A 23310-nucleotide genomic window follows, 5' to 3' on the forward strand; every position below is an offset into this window, starting at 1 on the left:
TGAAGGTGGAGTGGTTTTTCTTATAGCATTAATGTTTGCTGGGATGGGGTTTACTTTTATACCTCAACTTTTTTATTATCCGAAGACGTGAGTAACATATCGACTATTTGAAAGTTAAAAATTACATTAATTGAGTTTTAAGCAATTTAAAAAAGGCAAATTATAAGTAAATCAATATAGTTTTAGACTTTTTATAAAAATTAGCCTACTTTATTCAAGGAAATTTAAAATGGACTTTTGATCAACAGTTGAAAAATTTCTAAACATTAAAATACCAAAAAAATTTTCAAAAATGCCGTTTTTGACTAATGCCTTGTATTTTAAACTTTTTTCTTTTTTAGTTTTTAAATTTAATCCTAATAAGCAAAAAAAGCATTACTTTTTACTTGTACTGCTTTACTTGATAAGTTTTTCGCTACCTTTTTTTGTAGTTGTTTTAACATTAATTTTAAGTCCTAATATTGATTTTTTAAGGACACCATATCTTAAAACTTTTAATAATTATTTGATTACACTGGCTTTTGAAATAAGCACTTATTTAATTTTTTATATTCCATATTCGTATTTTTGTGGTTTTTTGCAAAAAGTATTCCATTTTTATTTAGCAAAAAAAGTAAAACAAAAATTGGGCAACCTAAACCCGCAAAATAAATTTGATTTTTTAACTGACCTTGATTATAATAAACATTATGAATTTGCTATAGGGCGTGTAACTTACTTTAGATCTGGGGTAAGTAAAACTGATAAAAATGATCCTAACAAAATAATACAAAATATTCTCGCAACATTTGAAAGTAGAGTTAACATATTTATTCCTGGTAGAATTTTTTCTAGATATTATGCCCAAATAGTTTTGCAAGTTTTTTTATTTAATAGTCAATATCAAACATTAAAAATTGATGAAAAATACTGAAAAGTTTTTCTTTTTATCCATTTTATATACTTTGTTATTGATTATGTTTTACTTTTATTCTTATTTTGATTAGGGGTTGAATTTTTTAGAGCAACTATAATAGTTGATCTTGCATTTAACAGATTTTTATTAATTTCTGCTTTTCCCCATATTGTTCAACTTGCTTTTTTTATAATTGTATATTCTATAAAACCTTTGGGCTATGATGCCATTTTTAAAAGTATGAACTAATAAATCTAAAAATAAGGCGATAAATTAGCCTTTTTTTGTTATTTTTAGTTTAGATCTATTTTATCTTTCTAAATAATTCTTGGACAATTCAAAAAAGTAAAAAAGTAAAAAAATAATCTAGAAATGCTAAAAAAGTTAAAAAAATAACCATAAATAATGTATAATAAATAAATTAATAATCGAATTTTCTCTATAACTATTTGATTTATCGAAAAATCTGGAATATTAAATATTTTGTGTTTTAAGGTAAATCTGTTTTGATAAAATTTATCATAAGGGACTAAAATATGAAAAAAAAGCAAAAACAATTATCCCCATTTGAGTTAGAAATTGAAAAATTTGCTAAAAAATACGTTGATTCTGAAGAATACAAAAAAGAAGATTCTCGCAACAAAATTTCAGTTATATTTGAAGCTTTTGCTCAGGAACTATCAAAGGTAGAATTAAACCAACATTTAGACTATGAAAAAAGCAACCAAAGCAAAAATTTAGGCCATATCGAAGAGCAAGTAATTTCGCTTTTTGCATCAGGGTTACCATATCAAAATATTGCTAACGCAATAAAAATTATCTATGAAAAAGAAGTAAGTATTACCTGAATTTCTTCAGTTATTAACAAATTATTACCTGAAATTGAAAAGTGAAAATCGCAAAAAATTGAGAATTTCTATCCAATTTTGTACATCGATGGGATGTTTTTTGATGTTAAAGAAAACGGTGTTTTTGTCAAAAAATCACTTTATGTTATTCTTGCAATTGATTGGCAGGGCTATAAAAAAGCACTAGGATTTTGGATTAAAAATAGCGAATCAGCAAGTAATTGACTTGATGTTCTTAGCGAACTAAAAACTCGCGGGCTGGAAGATGTTCTAATAATTCCTTGCGATAATCTAAGCGGAATTAGTCAAGCAATTAAAACGGTTTTCCCGCAAACAGATATTCAAAAATGTGTTGTTCAGCAAGTTAGAAACTCGCTTTTAAAAGTTTCTTACAAGGACAAAAAAGACTTTGCCTCTGATATGAAAAGTATTTATCAAGCCATTAATCAAGAATCTGCAATGCAAAATCTTGATGAATTTGCGAAAAAATGAGGCCAAAAATATCCTTCAATTATCAAGTCTTGGCATGAGAATTTCGCTGAATTAACGACATTTTTTAAATATCCAAACGAATTAAGGCAATCAATTTACACGACAAATCCAATTAAATCAATTATTAAATTAATTAGGCAAAATACAGAAACAAATGGCGAAATTCAAAGTGTGGATGACCTTTCAAAAATAACTTATTTAACGCTGCAAAACGCATCTAAAAAATGACAAAAACAGGTAGGAAATTGAGACATAATTAAAAAACAATTAGAAATTACTTTCCCTAATCGATTAAATAATGTAAAATTAAATTAGATTTCTATTTGAAAAATCCATAAAATTTAGAACACGAAATTATGAATACTCCCTAAAAAGCAAACTAGAAATGCTAAAAAAAATTAAAAAAACAACCGTAAATAATGTATAATGAATACAATAGTTGAATTTTCTCTATAATTTATTTGATTTATTGAAAAATTTAAACTCTGTTAAAAAAATAATCTAAATGATGTAATAGAGATCACAATTAATGGTCTTGGGGCATTTCATTTTTTTAACATTAAAAAATAAAAAACATATTTATAATTAAGGTGGCTATGGAAGATACTAAAGACATTTTAACACACACACACACAGAGAGAGAGAGAGAGAGAGAGAGAGAGAGCAAGGTGAACTTGCTCTTCAATTAGAGTTTTATAACACATATCTTCCAAGAGTTGATAAAAATCTTTCAATTGATCAAATCCAAAATAATTATACAGACGGAATTATTAATGGAAATATTCTGGAATTTAAGGTAAAAATTAATAATTTAAATGCCGTTTTATTCCAGACAATAAAATATTTATCAAGAATGAGAATTAAAGGAATTCCGGTTCCTAAGAATATTCTTTTAATTTCATTTAGTACATTTAGTAAAAAACAAGCATATATTTATAATTCCAGTGACTTTTTAGAACACATTGAAAAAGTCTATATCGGTGCCGCAAGTATTAATAATTCTGACTTCCATACAGATAAACAACCAAAAAAATTAAACCTAAATTCAGCAGCAGATCAAGAAGAATTAATAGCTCTGCTCAAAGAAAAGCACTACACAAAAATAAATATCGATGAAAACTGTATTGTCGGCTGGGCTAATAAATTTTTTAGCGAAAATCCTGGAAAAACTAAGCAAGATTTTATCGGTGATAATACCGGAAAAACTAGAACTCTAGGCGAAATTCGTGAACCTAATATTTTTGCTGAATTTATAAACCCTTATAAAAAAGATTCAAATGTTCGCTTTGAATATTTAATGGATCAGTTAAATACAAAAATTCAGCAAAAAAATTTAGGAGCCTTTTATACCCCCAGGCCTTATGTAATTAAAGCTTATGAACTACTTCGAGCGGCAATTTCTGAAGTGCCTGAAGGGAACGACTATATAATTTTAGACCGTTGTGCTGGTACAGGAAATTTAGAAAAATGACTAACAGATGAGGAATTATCTCATGTTATTGTCTCTACTTATGAGTATTATGAGTATAAAGTTTTAGTCGAACTTTTAGGAGATAAAGTAAGACATATCATCCCGCCAATTGAAAATGATAACACTTTTCAACAAGGTTTTGTAAATGGAGCTAATGCACTCAGCGAAGAATATATTAAAAACGAAACGCTAAATAAATATATTAGTAATCCTAAATGTTCAATAATTGTTTTTGAAAATCCTCCTTATGTTGAGCCAACTTCATTAGAACAGCAAAAAAATAAAACAGCAAAAGAATCGCGTGAAAGTTGAAAAAACTATTATGTGGTTCAAAAAATCAAGGAAGAGAGCAAACTCAAAGAAAAGAACAAACCCAAAGGAGAGAACAAACTCAAAGGTAGTGGATTTAATGAACTTGCAAATTATTTTATTTGATCGGCTTTTAAATATTACATTCGCCAAAGTGGCGATGCTCTTATTGTCTTTAGTCCGGTAAAATATTTTAAATGACAAAATGCTGTTAGTCGAAAAATTGGTGGTGGTTTTGGTTTTAACAGAAAACATTTCCACGCAGGCCAAGATTTTGTCTCTTGTATTTGGTGAAAATTCGAAAAAGAAGAATTTAATCAAATCGAGGTTGAAGTATTTGACATTGATACAATAACTAACGAACTTATTTATATTAATAAAGCAAAAATAAAAAAAGTTCATACGTGACTTAGTGAAAGTGTTTATAAATACAAAGAAGCAGATCCGAAAGAAGTAGATCCAGATTTAGGACTTGCATGTGATTATAGCGGACTTTTTACAATAAAATCAGGAAAAAGTTTGAGAGGTGTGCCGAGAAATTTAGATGATCCAGATTTTATTGGATATATTCAGACATCGGCTTTTCCCATTCATTACTCCACATCTGGTTTAGTGCGAGCTAAGGCTTACAATGAAAATGGGTTTTGAATTCACAAAAATAATTATCTTATCGGTTTGCTTGCTTTTAGTAGTGCTATTTATAAAACAATTGATAATGACTGATCAAACAACTATCTAGCAAAAACCGGCGACGGCTTTAGGCGTTTTTTATCAGATCTTAAAACCCAAGCAAGACTAAAAGAATTTTTACTTAAAAATTTATTTTTTGTTTCCTTAACAAATTTAAATCACATTCGAAGTCTTGAAGATCCCAAAAATACAGACAAAATTTATTTAAACGAATTATGCCTTGATAATTTAGATCAAAAGCCAACATTAGCTCTAAATACACTGAAAAATTATAAGCGTACTGATGAAGAATCAGAAATTGAAAATTTGTGATTTAGAATTCTTGACCTGGCAAGTAAAACTAAAAATTATCGCCCTGATTTTAAATATGGCTTATACCAAATTATTGAAGAACTAAACACAAAAACACTAATAGGCAGCGCAAAATCAAATAAATATCTTTATGACTATCCAGAATTAAACGGAAATATTGAGGTTATCAAACAAATGCTTAAAAAATATTATCTTGAAGAAATTGCTCCTATTTTATTTGAATATGAATTTTTAAAATAGTTATTTCTTTAAAAATAAAATTATAAAAATTAGAAGAAAATCACAAATTTTAATAGGTTGCTAAAGCAAAAGTCTTGATTAATTAGAAATTTCAATTTTTATGAAATAATTAAAAATAGGTTTTCAAAGAGCAACTTCATTTAGAATTAACTAAAATGGCAAATTATTTATTGCACTAAAATTAACTATAAATCAAATAAAACTTATCTTGTTCTAGTAGTCGGATTATCATATTTATCAGGATAAGTTCCATCATGAATTTGTTGCAAAACTTGGTCTCTTAATTTAGGTTGGCCAGTATCTTTAGAAAATCGATTACTTTCTAAATTATAATAAATCATTGTTAGCATATCATTTAATTTTACATCAGAAGATGAATATCAAGATGTACCTCATCAATGCGTGGATTTGGCAGGATTACCTATTATTTTGTCGATGAAAGTTTTATAATCGATATCTTTTGTGTTATTTGTTTTAGATTGTTCGCCACTTTGTAATGATGCACGGATTACTTCAGATGCAGTATAGGAAGACAAAAGACCACCGTAAAATGCTGAGGATCGAATCCAAGATCATTGCTTAGAAATTCTTGATTCGTATGTATAAAAAAGAAGAATTAACACTAATCTATAAAGAAATCTTCCTTTTGGAGTGTTCTTAAAATTTTCAATTGATATTTTTGTATTTTTACTTTCAGAATACCATATTTTGTGAAATAACTTCGAAATTGCGTCTAATTGAGAATCTTTCCCACCGGAACCACCATTTCCGCCGGATCCACCATTTCCGCCGCCGGATCCAAAAACTTCCTTTAATGAAATTCCGGTGTATTTTATGTTATTTAATTCGTTTAGAATTGGAGAGTTGTTATCTTTATTTGCGGAGTCTCATTTTGGCGAGGTGAGGAAAAGTACATCAAAAAATTCGGCAAATAACTGTGTTGATATTTTTCGCCCTTTTGGTGTATTTATTGATAAATTCTTCTCATCTATCAAGTTTTGGGTTTCTGCTTGTGAAGTTTGTTGAATAGAATCATCAATTTTTGGTTCAATTTTGACCACTAAATCAAGATTGAGAACTGTTGAAAGGTCTAATTTATTAAACAAGGTTTCAAAAAAACTTTTTGCTTGTTGGATAGTATCTGAAGTTTTAACTGAATCAACAATTTGATCCAAAATGCCAGAAATAAGAGGATTTTCAAGACCTAGACCAATAAATTCTCTTAAAAATTTTTTTAGTATTTCTCTTGGTTTTTCAATTTTAAAACTAGAATAATCCTTATCATTATCTAAATTTAGCTTTAAATATGAAGCAATCACGTCAATAACTAAATCAGAAAATTTTTCATTTTTTACTAAAAAATGCACCACATATCATAAATATGACTTTAAAAATTCACTATTATTTTGTAGATCAGATTGTTGCTGGCTTTGGTTGGTTTGGGTTGATGGTTCATCCTTTAAAAAATTAGCCAAAAGAGAAGAGAAAGTTTTTACATCTTTAAAAGCCATTAGATTTTTATTTATATAGCTAAAAACTCTAAAAATTAAAACTTTGTTTCCAGAATCTGGTAAAAATTGCAATAACAAATCTTTCAGTAATGGTTCAATTTGCTGTTTTTTTTCTTCTGACAAATTGCTAAATAGTGAAAAATTACCTACATCACCAATAGCTAGCGAATTAATTTTTTCTTTAAAAAACTTAGATTGGAAAATTCTAGTTATAACTTTTCAAAGATTATCTTTTTCAGAGTCTTCGATTTTATTATAAACTGATGCAACTTGTTTAATGAGTTCGACAATAAATTCTTCATTTGCAATTTCAGATTCTAAAAGCAAATTAAAATTTGAAAGTGAAAAATCTCCACTAGTTAATCTGCTTAAAACTGAAATAAACTTTGTAAGTAATGCATTATCTTTTGTATAATTTACTTCAACTTGGAGCGAAGTTATTTCACTAGAAGTTGCTGTTGATGAAGAATTTTGGGATTCTTCAGTATCGCTAGTATCATTAAAGAGTTGAGTATTTGCTGGCGCTTCAGAAAAATCCTGACTTACATTAACGGTAGCAGCTTCAGGTGAGAAAAGTTCTTTTGGATCAATTTCATTCTTGTAAAAATTATCAAGATTGTTCTGTATTATTTCTTTGACTAATTTAAACAATGGTTGGAATTCAGTTTTTTCGAATTGAGTTTCAAATATTTTTCCTGCTAGTGTTCCAAAATTATCAATTAAAGTGTCATTTTTTTCATCTAATTCAACAATAAATTCACCAATAATTTTATTAAAATATTGCTTTTCAAATAGTGACTTAATTAATGAAAGGTTATTTAATGGTTGTGTGATTTGGGTTTTTGCAACTATTTTAAAGTAGGAATTAAATAAATTTTTTAATGCCGGTGATTGTAAAAATCAATCAAAAATTGGCATAACACTGTCAAGATATTCTTTTGGAATATTTGCTAAACCTGCCCGAATCTGTTCAGAAATAGGGTTACTTCTAACAACTTCGGAAATCAAAGTTGCAATACTATCTTGGGAAATTTTAGCTTGATCTTGGGTGTTTGTTGCCTCTGGTGTATAATAATTATTAGCAATATCAACGCTAAAACTGTCAAATAAAGTCTCAAGAACTGGTTTTTTAGGGGTAGAATTACCTGAAATTGCATCAAATATGATTGAAATTAATGCTTTTATTATTAATGGCGAATGAGTTTTTGCCTGAGCATCAAAATCTAAAGTTGAGTCTTTTAATTTTGAAAAAATATCACGAACTAAATCCAAAATTGTCTTAACTGAATTTTCAGTTAAATTTAATTTATATTCTTGCAAAATTATTTTCAAAAATTCAGAAATTGAATCTCAAGTTGAAGAATCTCCTAAAAAAAGCGTAAAAACTTGCTCAATTAGTTGAGTGTTTTGTTTGAGAAAATTTTCAACTAATGAATTAAAATTTGGATGTGATTCAAATTCTTTTTTGTCAAAAAAATACTCAATAAGTTTTGAAAGTAATTGTTCAACTTGTTTTGATTCAAAAAAGGTTGTTAAAATATTTAAAAGTGAATTTTGGATTTTAGGATTACTAAAAAAACTATTTTGGTTTAATTTTTCAAGAAGTTGTTTATGCAAAAACGACTGGCCAAAAAGGTTTTTGAAAAATGAAACTAAATCATCATTTGAAATTTTGCTTTTAAAATCAAGGCTTGCAAGATTTTTTAAGAGTGTATAAATTGTATCTTGAGTAAAAAAATTATTTAAAAAGTATGATGAAAAATTTTGAAAGGATAATGCTTCATCAAGCAAAGAAATTTTGCGAGAATGTTGTTGAATTTCTAATGGATTTTGTTTTTTCTTAGCATCTTCTAAAAATAATTTTGCTGAATTATATTCGTCAGAATTTTCTTTATAAAAAGCTTCAAAATTTTCTAAGGCTGCCTTTACAAATCCAAAAATTAAATTATCAGTTGAAGTTGATCTATCTTGTTTTCAAAGTTGATATTTAACTCGGAAATCTTGAAAAATTAGTTCTATTATTGATGTAAAAGTTGCAATTGATTTTTCATTTAATCCTTGTGAACCTAATGAATTTGAAATTAGACTAGTAAGATTAGTTAAAAATCGCTCATTTTCTACATTTCTGGCGATAAATTCGTAAATATTTTCCTCAAGTTTTGGCAAATTGTTAGCTAAAAACTGAAAGCCAAAACGATTTAAGTTGTCAATTTGTTGGTATTTGTTTTTATTTACTAAAAAATCATTAATCGCTTGATTTACAATGTCAGCAAGTGGTTTAAATGAATTTGAAGCCAAAAAATCTTTAAGCGAGTCAAAAAAGAACGAAAAACTAGCAAAATTTGGGGTTGAATCATCAATAAAATTACTTAGGTCAAATTTTGTTAAAATTGGGTAGAATTTATTAAGCAATTTTTTTAGTGAATCAATTTGGTTTTGACTTAAGTCAAAACTTAGAAGTTCGTGAAATAAATCAAGTAAATTTTTTGAATCTTTAAAAAAAGTTGAATAGTTTGTATAAATTTGCTCTGAAAAAATTGAAGTAATATTTTCAGAGATATCAGTAGTTTTGATTTGTTTAATTACACTTAGGAAATTTTTTGCTGCTTGATCATTTAATTTAGCCCAAACATTAGTGCGAACAACAACATCGGCAACTGAAACTAAAAGATTAACAATCGAAGTCTGATCTTCCTCATTCAAATTAAACTCAAAATTATCGTTAATAATTGTTACTAATAATTGAACAGAATCATGATGTTTTAGTGTTTCTGAGATAAAATTTCGAATAAAAATAACATTATCATTGTCATTGTCGGGATTTTCTAAATAAGTACGGATTATTTCCTGAAAATTCTGTGAATTTTTATAGTCTTTTGATCGAAGATGGTAATCAGCGATTATTTTGGAAAATAATTTTCTTATCGAATCAAAAGTAAAAACAATTTTTAAATCTTCTTTATTTTTAAGGTCGATTTTGATAATGTTATTTATTAGCAAATCTTGGACTATTGTTTGGCCAAAAATGGATGCAAAAATTAAATCTTTAATTTTTTCAGGATTGTTATCTGCAAATTCTGAAGTTACAACAGTATTTAAAACATCAATTATTTGTTTTTCGTCAAAATCAGCAAAAATATAGCTAACAAGGCCAGAAATTGTTGCTTTTTCTCAATTTTTGTTATTAGTTACATCCTGAACATAAGTCTGGAAGCGCTCAATTATTTGAGTAAAAAAGCCACTTGAGAAAATTTTTTGTAAAATTTCGGTAAAAGAAGCGCCAGCTTTTTGGTTTTCTTGTCAAAAATCAGTTAAAATTTTTTGCACGCTTGGATTATTTTGAACGGCTAATTGGATAAAACGGTTTAAAAACGCGCCAAAATTATTATTGAGTATCACGTTTACAAAAATTTCTATCGGCGAGTCTTTAACTTTTTTAACATTTTGAAGGGTTAATTTTTCAATTTCAGAATTTTCTGAAATAAATTTTTCAGGCGAATTCTCTACCGTTAAAGCGCTAAAAATTTCTGAATTTGTACCTAAATTTAGAATTCGGCGGTAATAGTTAGTGTCTTTTTGGACATAATTTTCGTCCCATTGTAATTTAGTATTTGCTTCTTCTTTGAATTCTAGGTTTTGTTCAAAAGCTAATTTAAACAATAAATCCTGAGCCATTTTTTTATAGCCCTTAGTTGATGGGTGGATATCTAGATCATTTGTGCTAAATTCAGAATTTTTATCTTGCCAAATTGATTCGTTGTATAAATCAACATAATTTACTTTTTGGTTTTTTGCGGCTTTTTGGATTGTTGAATTCAAACGCTGTATTACTAAATCAACATAATTTTCTGGAACGCCAATTTCGTTTGTGAGCATTTTTTCAAAGAATTTAATAATTTTTGAAGACAAAGAATTATAGCCAACTAAAACTATTTGTAAATTAGGGTTGATTTTTCGCAAACTTTGAATTAGTAGTTGTAAATTTCTGTAAATTTTTTGAGTTGCAATTTCAATGTTTTGGGCAAATTCAAAATTTGCTTCAGCTTTTGAAGCAAGTTTTTGCATCGGCTTGGTGATTGTGCGAAAATCAATAGCTTCGATTAAATCATTTGCACCTAATGAAAGAGTTAGCAAATTAGAATCTTGAATTTTTTTATATAGTTTTGGGTAATTATTTGAATTAAAATCACCAAAAACTTCACGAATTTGCTGTCCATATGGTGAGTCTAATTTTTGGTCTAAATGATAATTAAAATGAAAATGTGTCTTATCAGAATGTTTATAAAATTCATTTTCGGGATTAAGCAAATAAAGTCAATCACTAATCGTTGTTCAAGAAAGCGCTAAATTATCAAAGGATTTAAGCGCATTTGGTTTTATTTTTTGAATAAAACTAGCAAAAAAAGCTGGATATGAAAGCCCATTAATTTGGTTATTTGCATCAATCTTACCGCGGAGATCCATAGAATAATCCCAATTAAAACCTGCAGAAATTGAATCACCTATTGATAAATAGTTGATTTGGTCTAAAAGTTTTTCAGTTTGTTGGTCTGAATGGGTTACTGGTATATTAAAGTGCTCGGTTTTATCGCGATTTTTTATACCTATCAAAGTAATTCCAGAAATGGCCAAAGATAAAGTACCAAAACTTAAAAATATTTTGAATGCCTTAGTAAAATCAGGTTTGGAGATATTTTTTTTCATTATTTTACCCCGCTTCTTTTTGTTATTCCAGATTTTTTTTAATACAAATCGATTAGATTGGTCCAATTAGATTAGGAGCAAACTAGAAAAATTAAATTAAATTATACACTAAATTGTTGTAAAAAATCAGATAATTATCTTTTTCTTATATTTTATTTTAAATTTCTCAGTTATTTTTGGTAGTGTTCATAATCTTGTGTTTTAAATTTTTGTGGATTTTTCAAATAGAAATGTAATCTAATTTAATTTTACATTATTTAACCGATTAGGGAAAATAATTTCTAATTGTTTTTTAATCATGAATCAATTTCTTACCTTTTGTCATTTTGTAGATGCATTTTGGAGAGTTAAATAAGTTATTTTTGAAAGGTAATTTACACTTTGAATTCCGCCTTTTGTTTTTGTATTTTTCCTAATTATTCTATTCATTGACTCAATTGAATTTGTCGTATAAATTGCTTGCCTCAATTCATATGGATATTTAAAAAATGTCGTTAGTTCAACGAAATTTGTATACCAAGACTTGATAATTGAAGGATATTTTTGACCTCATTTTTCCGCAAATTTATCAAGATTTTGCATTGCAAATTCTTGATTAGGCGCTTGATAAATCTTTTTCATATCAAGGACAAACTCTTTTTTGTCTTTGTTAGAAACTTTTAAAAGCGAGTTTCTAATTTGGTGAACAACACATTTTTGAATATCTGCTTGCGGGAAAACCGCTTCAATTGCTTGACTAATTCCGCTTAGATTATCGCAAGAAATTATTAGAACATCTTCCAGCCCGCGAGTTTTTAGTTCGCTAAAAACATCAAGTCAATTACTTGCTGATTCGGTATTTTTAATCCAAAATCCCAGTGCTTTTTTATTTCCGTCCCAATCAATTGCAAGAATAAGATAAAGTGATTTTTTGACAAAAATACCGTTTTCTTTAACATTAAAAAACATCCCATCAATGTACAAAATTGGATAGGATTTCTCAATTTTTCGCGATTTTCACTTTTCAATTTCAGGCAATAATTTGTCAGTAACTGAAGAAATTCAGGCATTACTTATTTCTTTTTTATAGATACTTTTTATTGTATTAACAATATTTTCATATGACATTCCTGATGCAAAAAGTGAAAACACTTGCTCTTCGATATCAGCTAAACTTGTTTCGTATTTACCGAGTAATTTGTTCTCAAAAGTGCCATTTCGATCTCTTGGTATTTTTAGACGAAAATTATTATGATTATAATTCACAGTTTTGTCCGAAAATCCGTTTCGCTTATTCGGTCTATGCACGCCTTTTTTGCTTCGGTTGCTTTTTTCATATCCTAAATGTTCGCTTAATTCAGCCCTTAAGAGCGCCTCAGTAAAAGTTTTAAACATATGCGAAATTTCGTTGTGAAAATCTTCTTTTTTTAATTTTTTATAATCAGCATATTTGTCAACAATTTTTTTAGCTTCTAATTCAAATGGGGATAATGTTTTTTGCTGTTTTTTCATATTTTGGTCCTTTATAATAAATTTTATCAAAATTACTTACTATAAAACACATAATATTTAACATTACCTTATTTTTTTATAATATGTTAATTTTTTTCAAAAGATCATGAATTGTGATTTTTTTGGTTTGCACGGAGATTTATTTTTCTCATGAGTGCTGTCAAACTTTTTGCCCATTTTATACAGTTTTTTTGTCAATTTCTTATTAAATTATTGTCATATACATGTGTAAATTTGTCTAGAAAATGCAAAATTTGGATTTCTGACCCTTTAAATTCAGCAATTTTGTGTACTTAGTTTTGTCTTCAACTGTCAATTTCTATTGTTTGATCCGGAACACCTTTTTGATTGTGTCTGAAATTAATTTATTAATTTTTCAAATATTTTAACCATATGAAAAAACTCCGTAGTTAACGGAGTTTTTTCATATGGTGGAGGTGCGGGGATTCGAACCCCGATCCAATTAAAATAATTTAGTGGAGTCGACAGTTTAATTTGATTCTAAAAAATTTAATTATAAAAGGTATAAAAATATAATAATTTATAAAAAAGAATAAGAATATGTTAATAAAAAAGAATAAGAATAATAAGAATTAAGAATAAAGAATAAGTTAAAGAATAAGAATAAGTTAAGAATAAAGAATAAGAATTAATAAATCAAAGGAGTTAAATAGTCCTGTATCTTAATATGTATTTGAAAATCAAAAACATATATTTACTAACTATTTTAGTACTTACAGGGAAAACTTAATATATTGAATTAAGGAAGATATATTATTGAAGTAAAAAACTTATAGGTTTTATTATGAATTAAAGTGTTGCAAAATTTAATTGGGTATTCATTAATGAGTGATTAAATGTTGCATTATCTTTAGCTTTAATTGAATCTTTTGCGTTTAGATTTACTTAGTATTATGGTCTACCAAACCACTGCATCCAAAAAATTTTTTTAATTGTCAAAACCAGAGTCACCCCCATTTATGTTATAGCTATTTCAAATTATTTATAGAAATAGCTATAACACATTATAACATATTTTTTAATTGTATTAAAAAAAAAAAAAAAATATTTTAACTACATGGATTCAAAATCGATACTAATAATAACTTTTTAAATTATAAATTGGGGTTATTTTTATTAATTTCGTCAATTTTTTCAGTTATTTTAGTAATTTTAAATGCATCAATTTTTTGTGTTAAATTGTTTAAATAGACTTCGACAATTCGATTAAGGTTCTCTTGAATTTCATGAGCATCCTGCATAATTCTTTGTGCTAATGATCTGCTTTTTTCTGCTTTAGTGTTAATTTTGTTTATTGATGCTTTTAGTGTTTTTTCTTTTCAGTCATCAAATTTTTGAATGATTTTACTTGCATCTTCAAGACTTTGACTTTGAACATTTAATTTATTTTCTTTTAGAATTATTGATTTTAAAAGCATTAAAAGTGCTAAATAAAAATGTGGACGACAAATAAAAATCTTTTCATAATTAGGAGCCACATCAATTGTAAAGTATTTCTCAGGCTCGAGTTCTGTTACTAAAATAGCATAGCTAGCTTTTTTCTTTTTACGGTCTTCTTCAATTTTTTTGAAGAAATCTTTGTTTTTTTGTTTACCAGATTTTTCTTTTGATTCAGACTTTGCTTCTAAAATGATTTTTGTTTCAACATTACGACTTTGATCATTAATTGTAAAAATAAAGTCGGATTTTGTTGCTTTTTCTCCTGGTTCATCCTTAATATTTAGTGTATCTTTTTTTAGTTCAACAACAACTGAATCATTGTCGTCTTTACCAAAAGGAAAAACATCTCTATACCTTTCTAAAATTCAGTTTTCAAGATTTTCACCTATTTGTTTTGAACTAATATTTTTATTTTTATATTTATTTAATTCCTCTTCTAGGTCATTTATTTTAGTATCTTTTTCGTTAAGGGAATGTTCAAATCCTGCTTTTACATCAGCAGTTGTTTTGTCACGCACTTGAGCTATTTGTTCTAGCCATTTTTTCTCAGTTTCTTGCTTAAATTGCTCGTTTGCTTTAAGTTGAGCAGATAAAAATTCCGCTTCCTTTTGTTTGATAGCACTATTAATGGTGCTATCTTGGTGTTTTTCCATACCATTAATTTTTTCTAGCAGTTCATTAATTTTTCCTTGCATTTCAGCAATAGTAATTTCTTTTTGACCAATTTCTTTTGTATGTTTTGTGCTTAATTCCGATTTTACCGATTTGTTTTGGGAGTTTAATTGTTCAATTTTCAGCTTAAGATTTGAATTTTCTTCTATTAAATTTTTAACATCTTTTGCAAAAATATTGTTGCGAATTTGCTCGGTATGTTCGCTTAATTTCTTTTTTGTTTGATCATCTATATAATTTTGTACTTCACTTACAAGGGAAAATCAATCACCTTTCTTGGCATCCTCTAGAAGTTGGTATGTTAATGTTTCTTTATTAATTAATTTGACTTTTATTTCATTGTTTTTCTTTATTTCCATAGCACAATTAATTTTAACACATATTTAAAAATAGGCAAATTTTTCAAATTAGATAAAAAAATAAAAATGTGGTATAATTAAATTTTAGTTAATTTAAGAACGACCTTAAATTAAAATAGTCAAGCTAATTATCTTAAAATGAAAAATAAAAAGAAATCAAAAGAAATTCACTTTGGTGAATGAGATCAAATATTAAATTTAACTCAGAGTCAAAAAAATAATATTTTTTCAAATTTTGATTTTGATGATAAAATAAGTTTTGACTTTCACGGTTTAGACACTCAAAAAACAGTAGCAATTGTTGAAAATTTAATGTTTGAATTTAGAAAATCCAATAAACAATGTATAAATCTAATTTCTGGTGTTGGTTTAGGACATGTTCGTGAGCAAATTTTGGATAGTTTATCATTTTATTCTAACGAATTTGTAATTGGGTTTGAAAATCAAGGTCTAATTCGTGTTTGCAAAAAGTAAATTTTAGAAAAAACTAAAATTTTGTTAAAATTTGTTTTTATTTAAATTCAAATGAAGACAATCCAATTTTTAGTCTAGAAGTTGTGACTAAAAATTATTGTTAGTTTGAAAATCATTTTTATAATAAATAATTCATTTTTATAAATTTAGAATTTATTATCCCTTAAAAAATATAATATTTGATAATTATGACAGGAAAAATATGTCACTAACTACTAACCCAACCCGTTTTTTTGGTCTTGGCGGAATGCAAGAAATTGGGAAATCAACGCTTATAATTGAAGATAATTATGATATTGTAATTATTGATGCTGGTATTAAGTTTGCTAACCTTTTTTCAACAGGAATCAAAGGAATGGTCCCAAATTACCAATATCTTTTAAAAAATCAAGCAAAAATTCGTGGTATTTTTATCACCCACGGTCACGAAGATCATATCGGCGGAATTGTCTACCTTGTTCAAGAAGTTCAAATTAAAAAAATTTTTGCCCCAAAAATTGCAATTGAATATTTAAAAGCCAAATTTGTTGACCATAAAATTAAAAAGGAAATTGAGTTTGTTGAAATAAAAAAGGACGATGTCTATTATTTTGAAAGTTTTAAAGTCGACTTTTGAACAGCTCAGCACTCAATTCCTGATGCCTTTGGTGTTCGAGTAACTTCAAAACATGGCTCAATTATGTGTACTGGCGATTTTCGTTTTGACTATACGCCAATTGGAAATTACACTGATTTTGATAAGTTAAAACAAATTGGGAAAAACAATCTGACAGTACTTTTTTCAGATTCAACAAATGCAATGCGGCCAAACCACTCACCCTCTGAGCGCGACATTCTTGCTGATATTGAAATGCATATGCGTGCGGCAACAAGAAAAATTATCATTACGGCATTTGCCTCAAACTTAACAAGAATTAAGGCACTAATTGAAATTGGAATTAAATTAGATAAGAAAATTCTTGTCTTTGGGAGATCGATGGTAAATGGGATTAATATTGGTCGGCGTTCTGGTTATATTAATGCTCCTGATGAGGCTTTTCTTGGTAAAAATTTATCAGGTGTTGAAGAAAATCAAATGCTAATTTTAACAACTGGATCTCAAGGTGAACAACTTGCCGCTCTTGATCGAATGTCAAACAAAAAACACCCTAAAATCAGTATTGAACCTCGTGATATGATTATTTTTTCTTCATCGCCAATTCCAGGCAACAAAATTAAAATTGAGCATTTAATTAACCGACTTTATAAATTAGGCGCAATTATTAAGGAAAACGGACCTGATGGTTATCTTCATACTTCAGGGCATGCTTATAAATCTGAACATGAAAAAATTTTCCAACTAACAAAACCAAAATATTTTTTCCCTTATCATGGCGAATACCGGATGGCTCTTGCTCACTCCCAGACGGCAATTGAATCTGGAGTTAATCCAAAAAATGTGATAATTCCGGATAATGGTGAAGTTTTTGAAATTGTTAACCAAGAAGTTCGTAAAACCAAGAGAAAAATTCCGTGCGAGCCAATTTATATTGATGGAGATACAATTTCACGTGATAATTCGCGGATTATAAATGAACGTCAATACATGCGTGAAAACGGTGTTGTTTTTATTTTTGTCCCTTTTGATAAAAAAAATAATGAAATTAAAGGTAGAATCTCGATTATTACAAAAGGTGTCTTTTCAATTCGAACAGGAAGTCCAATTATTGCCGATATTAGGCGAATTAGCTATTCATCAATTCGTTTTTTTGTGCAAAAAGATCCAAACTGATCAATGCCACAGTTAAAGCAACTGTTAAAAAATAGATTGGGTTCATATTTCCATCGGTCAAAACGTTGAAATCCGGTTGTTTTGTCAAAATTTATTTTTGTTGATGAAAAATTTGATTTTTTAGCCAACTATGAACAAAAAGAAGCAGAAAAATTTGTTGATTATAAAGCGACCCAGACAAAATTGGCAAACCCAGTTAATAAAAAAGTTGTAAAACCAAATCCAAATAATAAGTCCTCAAGCTTAAATTCGCAAAAAAATGGCAATTCTAGCGAAAATATAGCTGTTAAGTCGAATAATTTAAGCAAAAAAAATCTAAATTATTATAATATCCAAAAAAGCACAGATGAAAAATTAAACAAACCAAGTAAAAAAATTATTCCAAACAAAATAACAAAAAAATCATTAAATTCACAAAATTTTGTGAAAAATGAGGCTCAGACTAACTCAAATCAGGAAAAAACTTTTGCTAATAGTGAGTCTTTACAAAATAAAAAAACATGGATTCAATCAAAAAAACCTAATTATTTGACAACAAATCTAGCCAATTCTGGTGATAATTTGAACACTAAAAATATTCAGGCAAAATTTAGAAAAAATCAAAATACAGCGAATTTTAAACAACTTTTTCCAAAAAATATAAAAGAAAATCCTGTTGCTTTTTCAAAAAATACAGATAGTGACAATTTTGAAAACTTAAATTATAATAATAAAAAATATAATAAAAACAGTAAAAATTTAAACCAAAATTTTGTCAAAAAGCAAACTGTTCGCTTTAAAAACAATAAAATATGTCCGGTTTTTTACCCTAAAAGCCCCGATTCTACGCAAGCAACTTTTTATAAAAAGCCAATAACAAGCAAAAAAAATTATAAAAGCCAAAATTTGAATGATAAAATTGGAAAAGCTGAAAATTCAAAACCTAAACAAACAACAGAAAGCAATTAAGAAATGTTAAAAAATAAAGACACGCATAATTTTATTTACATCAAAGGTGCAAGTGAGAACAATTTAAAGAATTTTGACCTTGTAATTCCTAAAAATAAATTAGTTGTCTTTACTGGGGTTTCAGGGTCAGGAAAGTCATCTTTAGCCTTTAATACGATTTATGAAGAAGGAAAACGACGTTATATAGACTCTTTGAGTTCATATGCGCGACAATTTTTAGGCGGAACTAAAAAACCAAAAGTTGAAGCTATTTACGGACTTTTGCCAACAATTTCTGTTGAGCAAAAAACAAGTCATAACAATCCGCGCTCAACTGTTGGAACAATTACCGAAATTTATGACTATTTTCGGCTTTTATTTGCCAAAATTGGTAAGCCTTTTTGTCCTAATCATAAAGCTGAAATTGTTCCTCAAAAAATTGTTAACATTTTGAATTCAATTTTGTCACGGCCAAAAGGTACTAGAATTGTAATTATGGCTCCTGTTGTTCAATCTGAGCGCGGATCTCACCGAAATTTAATTGAAAATCTTAAAAATCAAGGTTTTTTGCGACTTAAAATTAATGATGTTACATATTATCTTGCAGATGACATTAACCTTGATCCAAAGCAAAGACACACAATTTCTGTTATTATTGATAGATTTATTCTTGATGATGATGAAGAAACTAGACTTCAATCTTCACTTGAATTAGCATTTCAAATGGGAAAAGGAATTGCTCTTTGTGAGTTTGACGATTCTGAAGTAGTTAGATTTTCAAAATTACAGGCTTGTCCCTTTGGCGATTTTGAAATGCCAAGTTTAGAAAATCGACTTTTTTCATTTAATTCACCTTATGGAATGTGCAAAACTTGTAAAGGATTAGGGACAAATTTAGAGGCTGATTTTGATCTTGTTGTTCCTGATAAAAATTTATCTATTAATCAAGGTGCGATAAAATACTTTGGTAAATCAATAAATACAAAATCATTAGAATGGCAAGAGCTGCAAATTTTGCTTGAGTATTTTGAAATTTCACCTGATAAAAAAATCAACGAACTTACTAAAAAAGAGCTTGAAATTATCAATTATGGCTCAAAAGAATCAATTAATTACTCGTTAGTTTCCGAAAGTGGAAAAAGATATGATTATTTTCGGCCAATTGAAGGTATTTTAAGTCGAATCCAGCGTAAATTTTGGGACACAACTAGTGAAGATCTTCGTCTTTGATTTAAAAAAATGATGTCTGAATTTTTGTGCAGCACATGCCAAGGCGCTAGACTAAATAATTATGCTCTTGCAGTAAAAATTGAAAATTATAATATTTTTGAATTATCACAGTTGTCTATTAAAAATCTAATTGAGTTTTTTAAGAATTTAAATTTATCTGACTTTGATCAACAAGTTTCAAAATTGATTCTTTCAGAAATTCGCGATCGACTTTCTTTTTTAGACAATGTTGGGCTTTCATATTTGAATTTAAGTAGGTCAGCGGCAACACTTTCTGGAGGAGAATCGCAAAGAATTAGGCTTGCAAGTCAAGTAGGATCACAATTAACTGGGGTACTTTATGTTCTTGATGAACCTTCAATTGGATTGCATCAAAAGGATAATGACAGATTAATTGCAACTTTGAAAAAAATGGTTGAAATTGGTAACAGTTTAATAGTTGTTGAGCATGATCTTGAGACTATTTTGGCTGCTGATTATTTAGTTGATATAGGTGCTAATGCTGGTGAAAACGGTGGGTATTTAGTTGCTGCCGGTAAACTTGAGGACATTGAAAACGAACCAAAATCAATTACAGGACAATTTTTAACTAATAAATTAGCAATTCCAGTTCCTAAAAAACGTCGCAGTGGCAATGGTAAATTTATAATTATCGAAAAAGCAAGAGAAAATAATTTAAAAAAAATCAGTATAAACATTCCTTTAGGTAAATTTGTTGTTATAACAGGGGTATCAGGTTCAGGTAAATCAACATTGGTAAATCAAATTTTGGTTAATGGGATTGCAAAACACCTTGGCGCAACAAATATTCGCGTTGGGAAATGTGATGAAATTAGGGGACTTTTTAATATTGACAAATTAGTCGCTGTCAATCAAAGTCCAATTGGAAGGACGCCGCGCTCAAATCCAGCAACATATACATCTGTTTTTGACGATATTCGTGAGATTTTTGCAAACACTGAGCAAGCAAGATCGCTTGGATTTTCTAAGTCAAAATTCTCTTTTAACTTACAATCCGGAAGGTGCGATAAATGTCAAGGCGATGGACAAATAAAAATTGAAATGCATTTTATGCCCGATATATATGTTTTATGTGATAACTGTCAAGGAAAAAGGTATAAACCTGATGTTCTGCAAATTCGTTTTCACGGTAAAACTATTGCAGATATTCTCGAATTAACAGTCTCAGCGGCACTTGAGTTTTTTAATAACTGGCCAAAAATTGTTGCAAAATTGCAAACTTTGGTTGACGTTGGTCTTGGCTATATAAAACTAGGTCAATCAGCCACAACACTTTCAGGTGGGGAGGCTCAAAGAATTAAATTAGCGACATTTTTACAGAAAAAACCAACAGGAAAGTCACTTTTTGTTCTTGATGAGCCAACAACAGGGCTACATAATTATGACGTTGCAAATTTAATTAAAGTACTTGATAGAATAGTGGATAATGGCGATAGCGTCGTGATTATAGAGCACAACTTGGATGTAATTAAAGTTGCAGATTATATTATTGACCTAGGACCTGAAGGCGGACAAGACGGGGGAAATATTGTTGCAAAAGGAACTCCGGAGGCTGTTGCAAAGGTAGAAAAATCCTACACTGGCGCTTATTTGAAAAAGATTCTAAACATTAAATAAGCCCCTTAATTAATAGAAAAACCACCAAAAAAATTGTTTTGGTGGTACAGTTTTTTGCTTTAACTACAACTGCAAAGTCAAAGAAGTTCATTTGAGCGGTTTGAACATAACCAAAGCATAACATACCTAAATGGTAGCTCAAAGGTAATTATACATTATTTTTGAAATTTAAAAAATATTTTTTTTAAATTAGTATACTAGTTTCAGACCATTCGAAAAAAGGTGTGTCAAAATGAAACAATACAAATTCACAATTGAAGACAAATTTAAATACATTAAAATTGCCGAATCTAAAGGGTTAAAAAACGCAATTTTGCATTTTGCTGAAGAATTTAGAGAAATTTACAAAAGCAAATCGAAAAGTAAATATGCACGTAAAGAATGAATGTTGCATATATATGCCAATAATTTGATAAGAAATTGGCAAAAAAAGTTTTATAATAATGATATGAAAAGTTTGATAAGTACTCGTGGAAAAATCAAATCTCCGCGTAAACCAAAAAAGAAATATACAATTAACGATCTTTCTGAAAATGATCGTGGAATTTATCAAGAAATAGTGGAGAGTGTTCTTAGAAAATCCGGGATTGACCCCGCAATTATTCTTGAGGAACTCAAAAAACGAAAGCAAGAACAAGAGAAAGATAGAGATAAAATCGAAAATTGCACTAGAATTTGTAGTGTTTTCAATATTAATCGCACTTCGATTTATGAGAAAATAAGGGCAAAAAAACCACCAAAGAAAATAGTTTATGATGAAAAATTACTTGAGTGAATTCTTGAAAATTTCAATTTAAATCGAAAAGTTAAAGGGCGTGACGTCCTATATAATATTTACATAAATCAGGGAAATTATGTATCCACGTACGTTTTTCAAAAGCACTACGAATTTTTAGGATTAAAATCAATTGCTTATAAAAAGCAAGGAAAACCAGCGCCAAAAGAGAAAAAGTTTACACGAATTTGGGCTGAAGATCATATCAAAGGTGACTTTTCCTCAGAAAATTTTGGTGAAAAATGGTTTGCTGATATTAAATTTATCAAAATTAACAACGAATGATTTTACCTACACTCAATTATTGAAACAAAATCCAATTACCTGCTCAATTTTTCGATTTCTAAAACTAGATTTTCAGAAGAAACTATAAACTTAGTAAAAGAAACAATCAAAAAGTATAATATTAAACCAAAATTTTTCCATTCAGATCATGGCGTGGAATATGCGAACTACAAATTTGCTAATTTTTTAAAGCAAAATGGTATCCAACAATCAATGTCGCCAAAAGGAAACGCTCTTGCAAACCGCCCTATTGAATATTTTTATGCGGTTTTTCAACGCGAATTGATTAATATTGAGGGCCAAAATTTTGAAAATGTGGCTACTGCTTATCAAAAAATAAGTTCATTTATTGATTGGTATAACTATGAAAGGCCTCAAAGTTGCTTATCATATAAAACTCCAAGCTATTATATGAGGTAAATTATTTGTCCAAATTTTTTAAAATGAACATGCTAGAAAAAAATAACAAAAGTGGTGTAATCAAAATCATAGGTAAAAAACTAATTGTCGGAACTTTTTCTACTAATTTAAAAATATTTTTTTTTTTTTTTTACAGCAATTTTAATGATACTCAAATTGATAAAGCAGCTATCAAATTTTTATCGTTGATTTAGATAGCAAATATTCTTGCTTGTGGTAAAAAAATCCGTACTTGAGAGTTTATAGTATTAAAAAGTGATTATTTTTTTACATTTTTTGCTCATAAAATGTGACTTTAATAGAAAATACAATAATACTTAGACAATTATTTTGTT

General features: G+C 28.2%; 10 protein-coding genes. 7 read left to right on the forward strand and 3 right to left on the reverse strand.

Annotated features, from left to right (window positions below; genetic code table 4):
• Positions 1–229 precede the first annotated feature (229 nt).
• The 3 genes from KW512_RS00365 to KW512_RS00375 all read left to right on the forward strand — a co-directional run bounded on the left by KW512_RS00365 (position 230) and on the right by KW512_RS00375 (position 5257).
• The gene (locus KW512_RS00365) at positions 230–1144 is read left to right on the forward strand and encodes a hypothetical protein (RefSeq protein ID WP_258841548.1); all 915 of its coding nucleotides are present in this window, start codon (positions 230–232) and stop codon (positions 1142–1144) included.
• Positions 1145–1431: 287 nt separating this feature from the next.
• Positions 1432–2550: an IS256 family transposase gene (locus KW512_RS00370; RefSeq protein ID WP_258841549.1), complete on the forward strand. Its 1119-nt coding sequence runs from the start codon at positions 1432–1434 to the stop codon at positions 2548–2550.
• A 538-nt stretch (positions 2551–3088) separates the two neighbouring features.
• A complete protein-coding gene (locus KW512_RS00375; protein WP_258841550.1) occupies positions 3089–5257 on the forward strand; it encodes a hypothetical protein in 2169 nt (722 codons plus the stop codon).
• A gap of 203 nt (positions 5258–5460) precedes the next feature.
• Here the strand turns inward: KW512_RS00375 and KW512_RS00380 are convergent, their stop codons facing one another.
• From KW512_RS00380 to KW512_RS00390, 3 genes are all read right to left on the reverse strand, one after another.
• Positions 5461–11472 carry an SGNH/GDSL hydrolase family protein gene (locus KW512_RS00380; RefSeq protein WP_258841551.1) on the reverse strand — a complete coding sequence of 2004 codons (6012 nt, stop codon included), beginning with the start codon at positions 11470–11472 and terminating at the stop codon, positions 5461–5463.
• 237 nt (positions 11473–11709) lie between these two features.
• Positions 11710–12963, reverse strand: a complete 1254-nt coding sequence (locus KW512_RS00385) for an IS256 family transposase (RefSeq protein ID WP_258841552.1) — start codon at positions 12961–12963, stop codon at positions 11710–11712.
• A gap of 1115 nt (positions 12964–14078) precedes the next feature.
• Positions 14079–15455 carry a DUF2130 domain-containing protein gene (locus tag KW512_RS00390; protein ID WP_258841553.1) on the reverse strand — a complete coding sequence of 459 codons (1377 nt, stop codon included), beginning with the start codon at positions 15453–15455 and terminating at the stop codon, positions 14079–14081.
• 138 nt (positions 15456–15593) lie between these two features.
• Between KW512_RS00390 and KW512_RS00395 the strand changes: the two genes are divergently transcribed.
• The 4 genes from KW512_RS00395 to KW512_RS00410 all read left to right on the forward strand — a co-directional run bounded on the left by KW512_RS00395 (position 15594) and on the right by KW512_RS00410 (position 22975).
• Positions 15594–15929: a hypothetical protein gene (locus tag KW512_RS00395; protein ID WP_258841554.1), complete on the forward strand. Its 336-nt coding sequence runs from the start codon at positions 15594–15596 to the stop codon at positions 15927–15929.
• Between the two features lie 202 nt (positions 15930–16131).
• Positions 16132–18648 (forward strand): ribonuclease J, encoded by a 2517-nt coding sequence (locus tag KW512_RS00400; protein ID WP_258841555.1) that lies wholly within the window; start codon positions 16132–16134, stop codon positions 18646–18648.
• Positions 18649–18651: 3 nt separating this feature from the next.
• Complete coding sequence (gene uvrA / locus KW512_RS00405; protein WP_258841556.1) at positions 18652–21495, forward strand: excinuclease ABC subunit UvrA; 2844 nt, start codon at positions 18652–18654, stop codon at positions 21493–21495.
• Positions 21496–21727: 232 nt separating this feature from the next.
• The gene (locus KW512_RS00410; RefSeq protein ID WP_258841557.1) at positions 21728–22975 is read left to right on the forward strand and encodes an IS3 family transposase; all 1248 of its coding nucleotides are present in this window, start codon (positions 21728–21730) and stop codon (positions 22973–22975) included.
• The last annotated feature ends 335 nt before the right edge of the window (positions 22976–23310 follow it).

Origin of the sequence: Mesomycoplasma ovipneumoniae, assembly GCF_024758565.1 — a bacterium.
Taxonomy (GTDB): Bacteria; Bacillota_I; Bacilli_A; order Mycoplasmatales; family Metamycoplasmataceae; genus Mesomycoplasma; species Mesomycoplasma ovipneumoniae_B.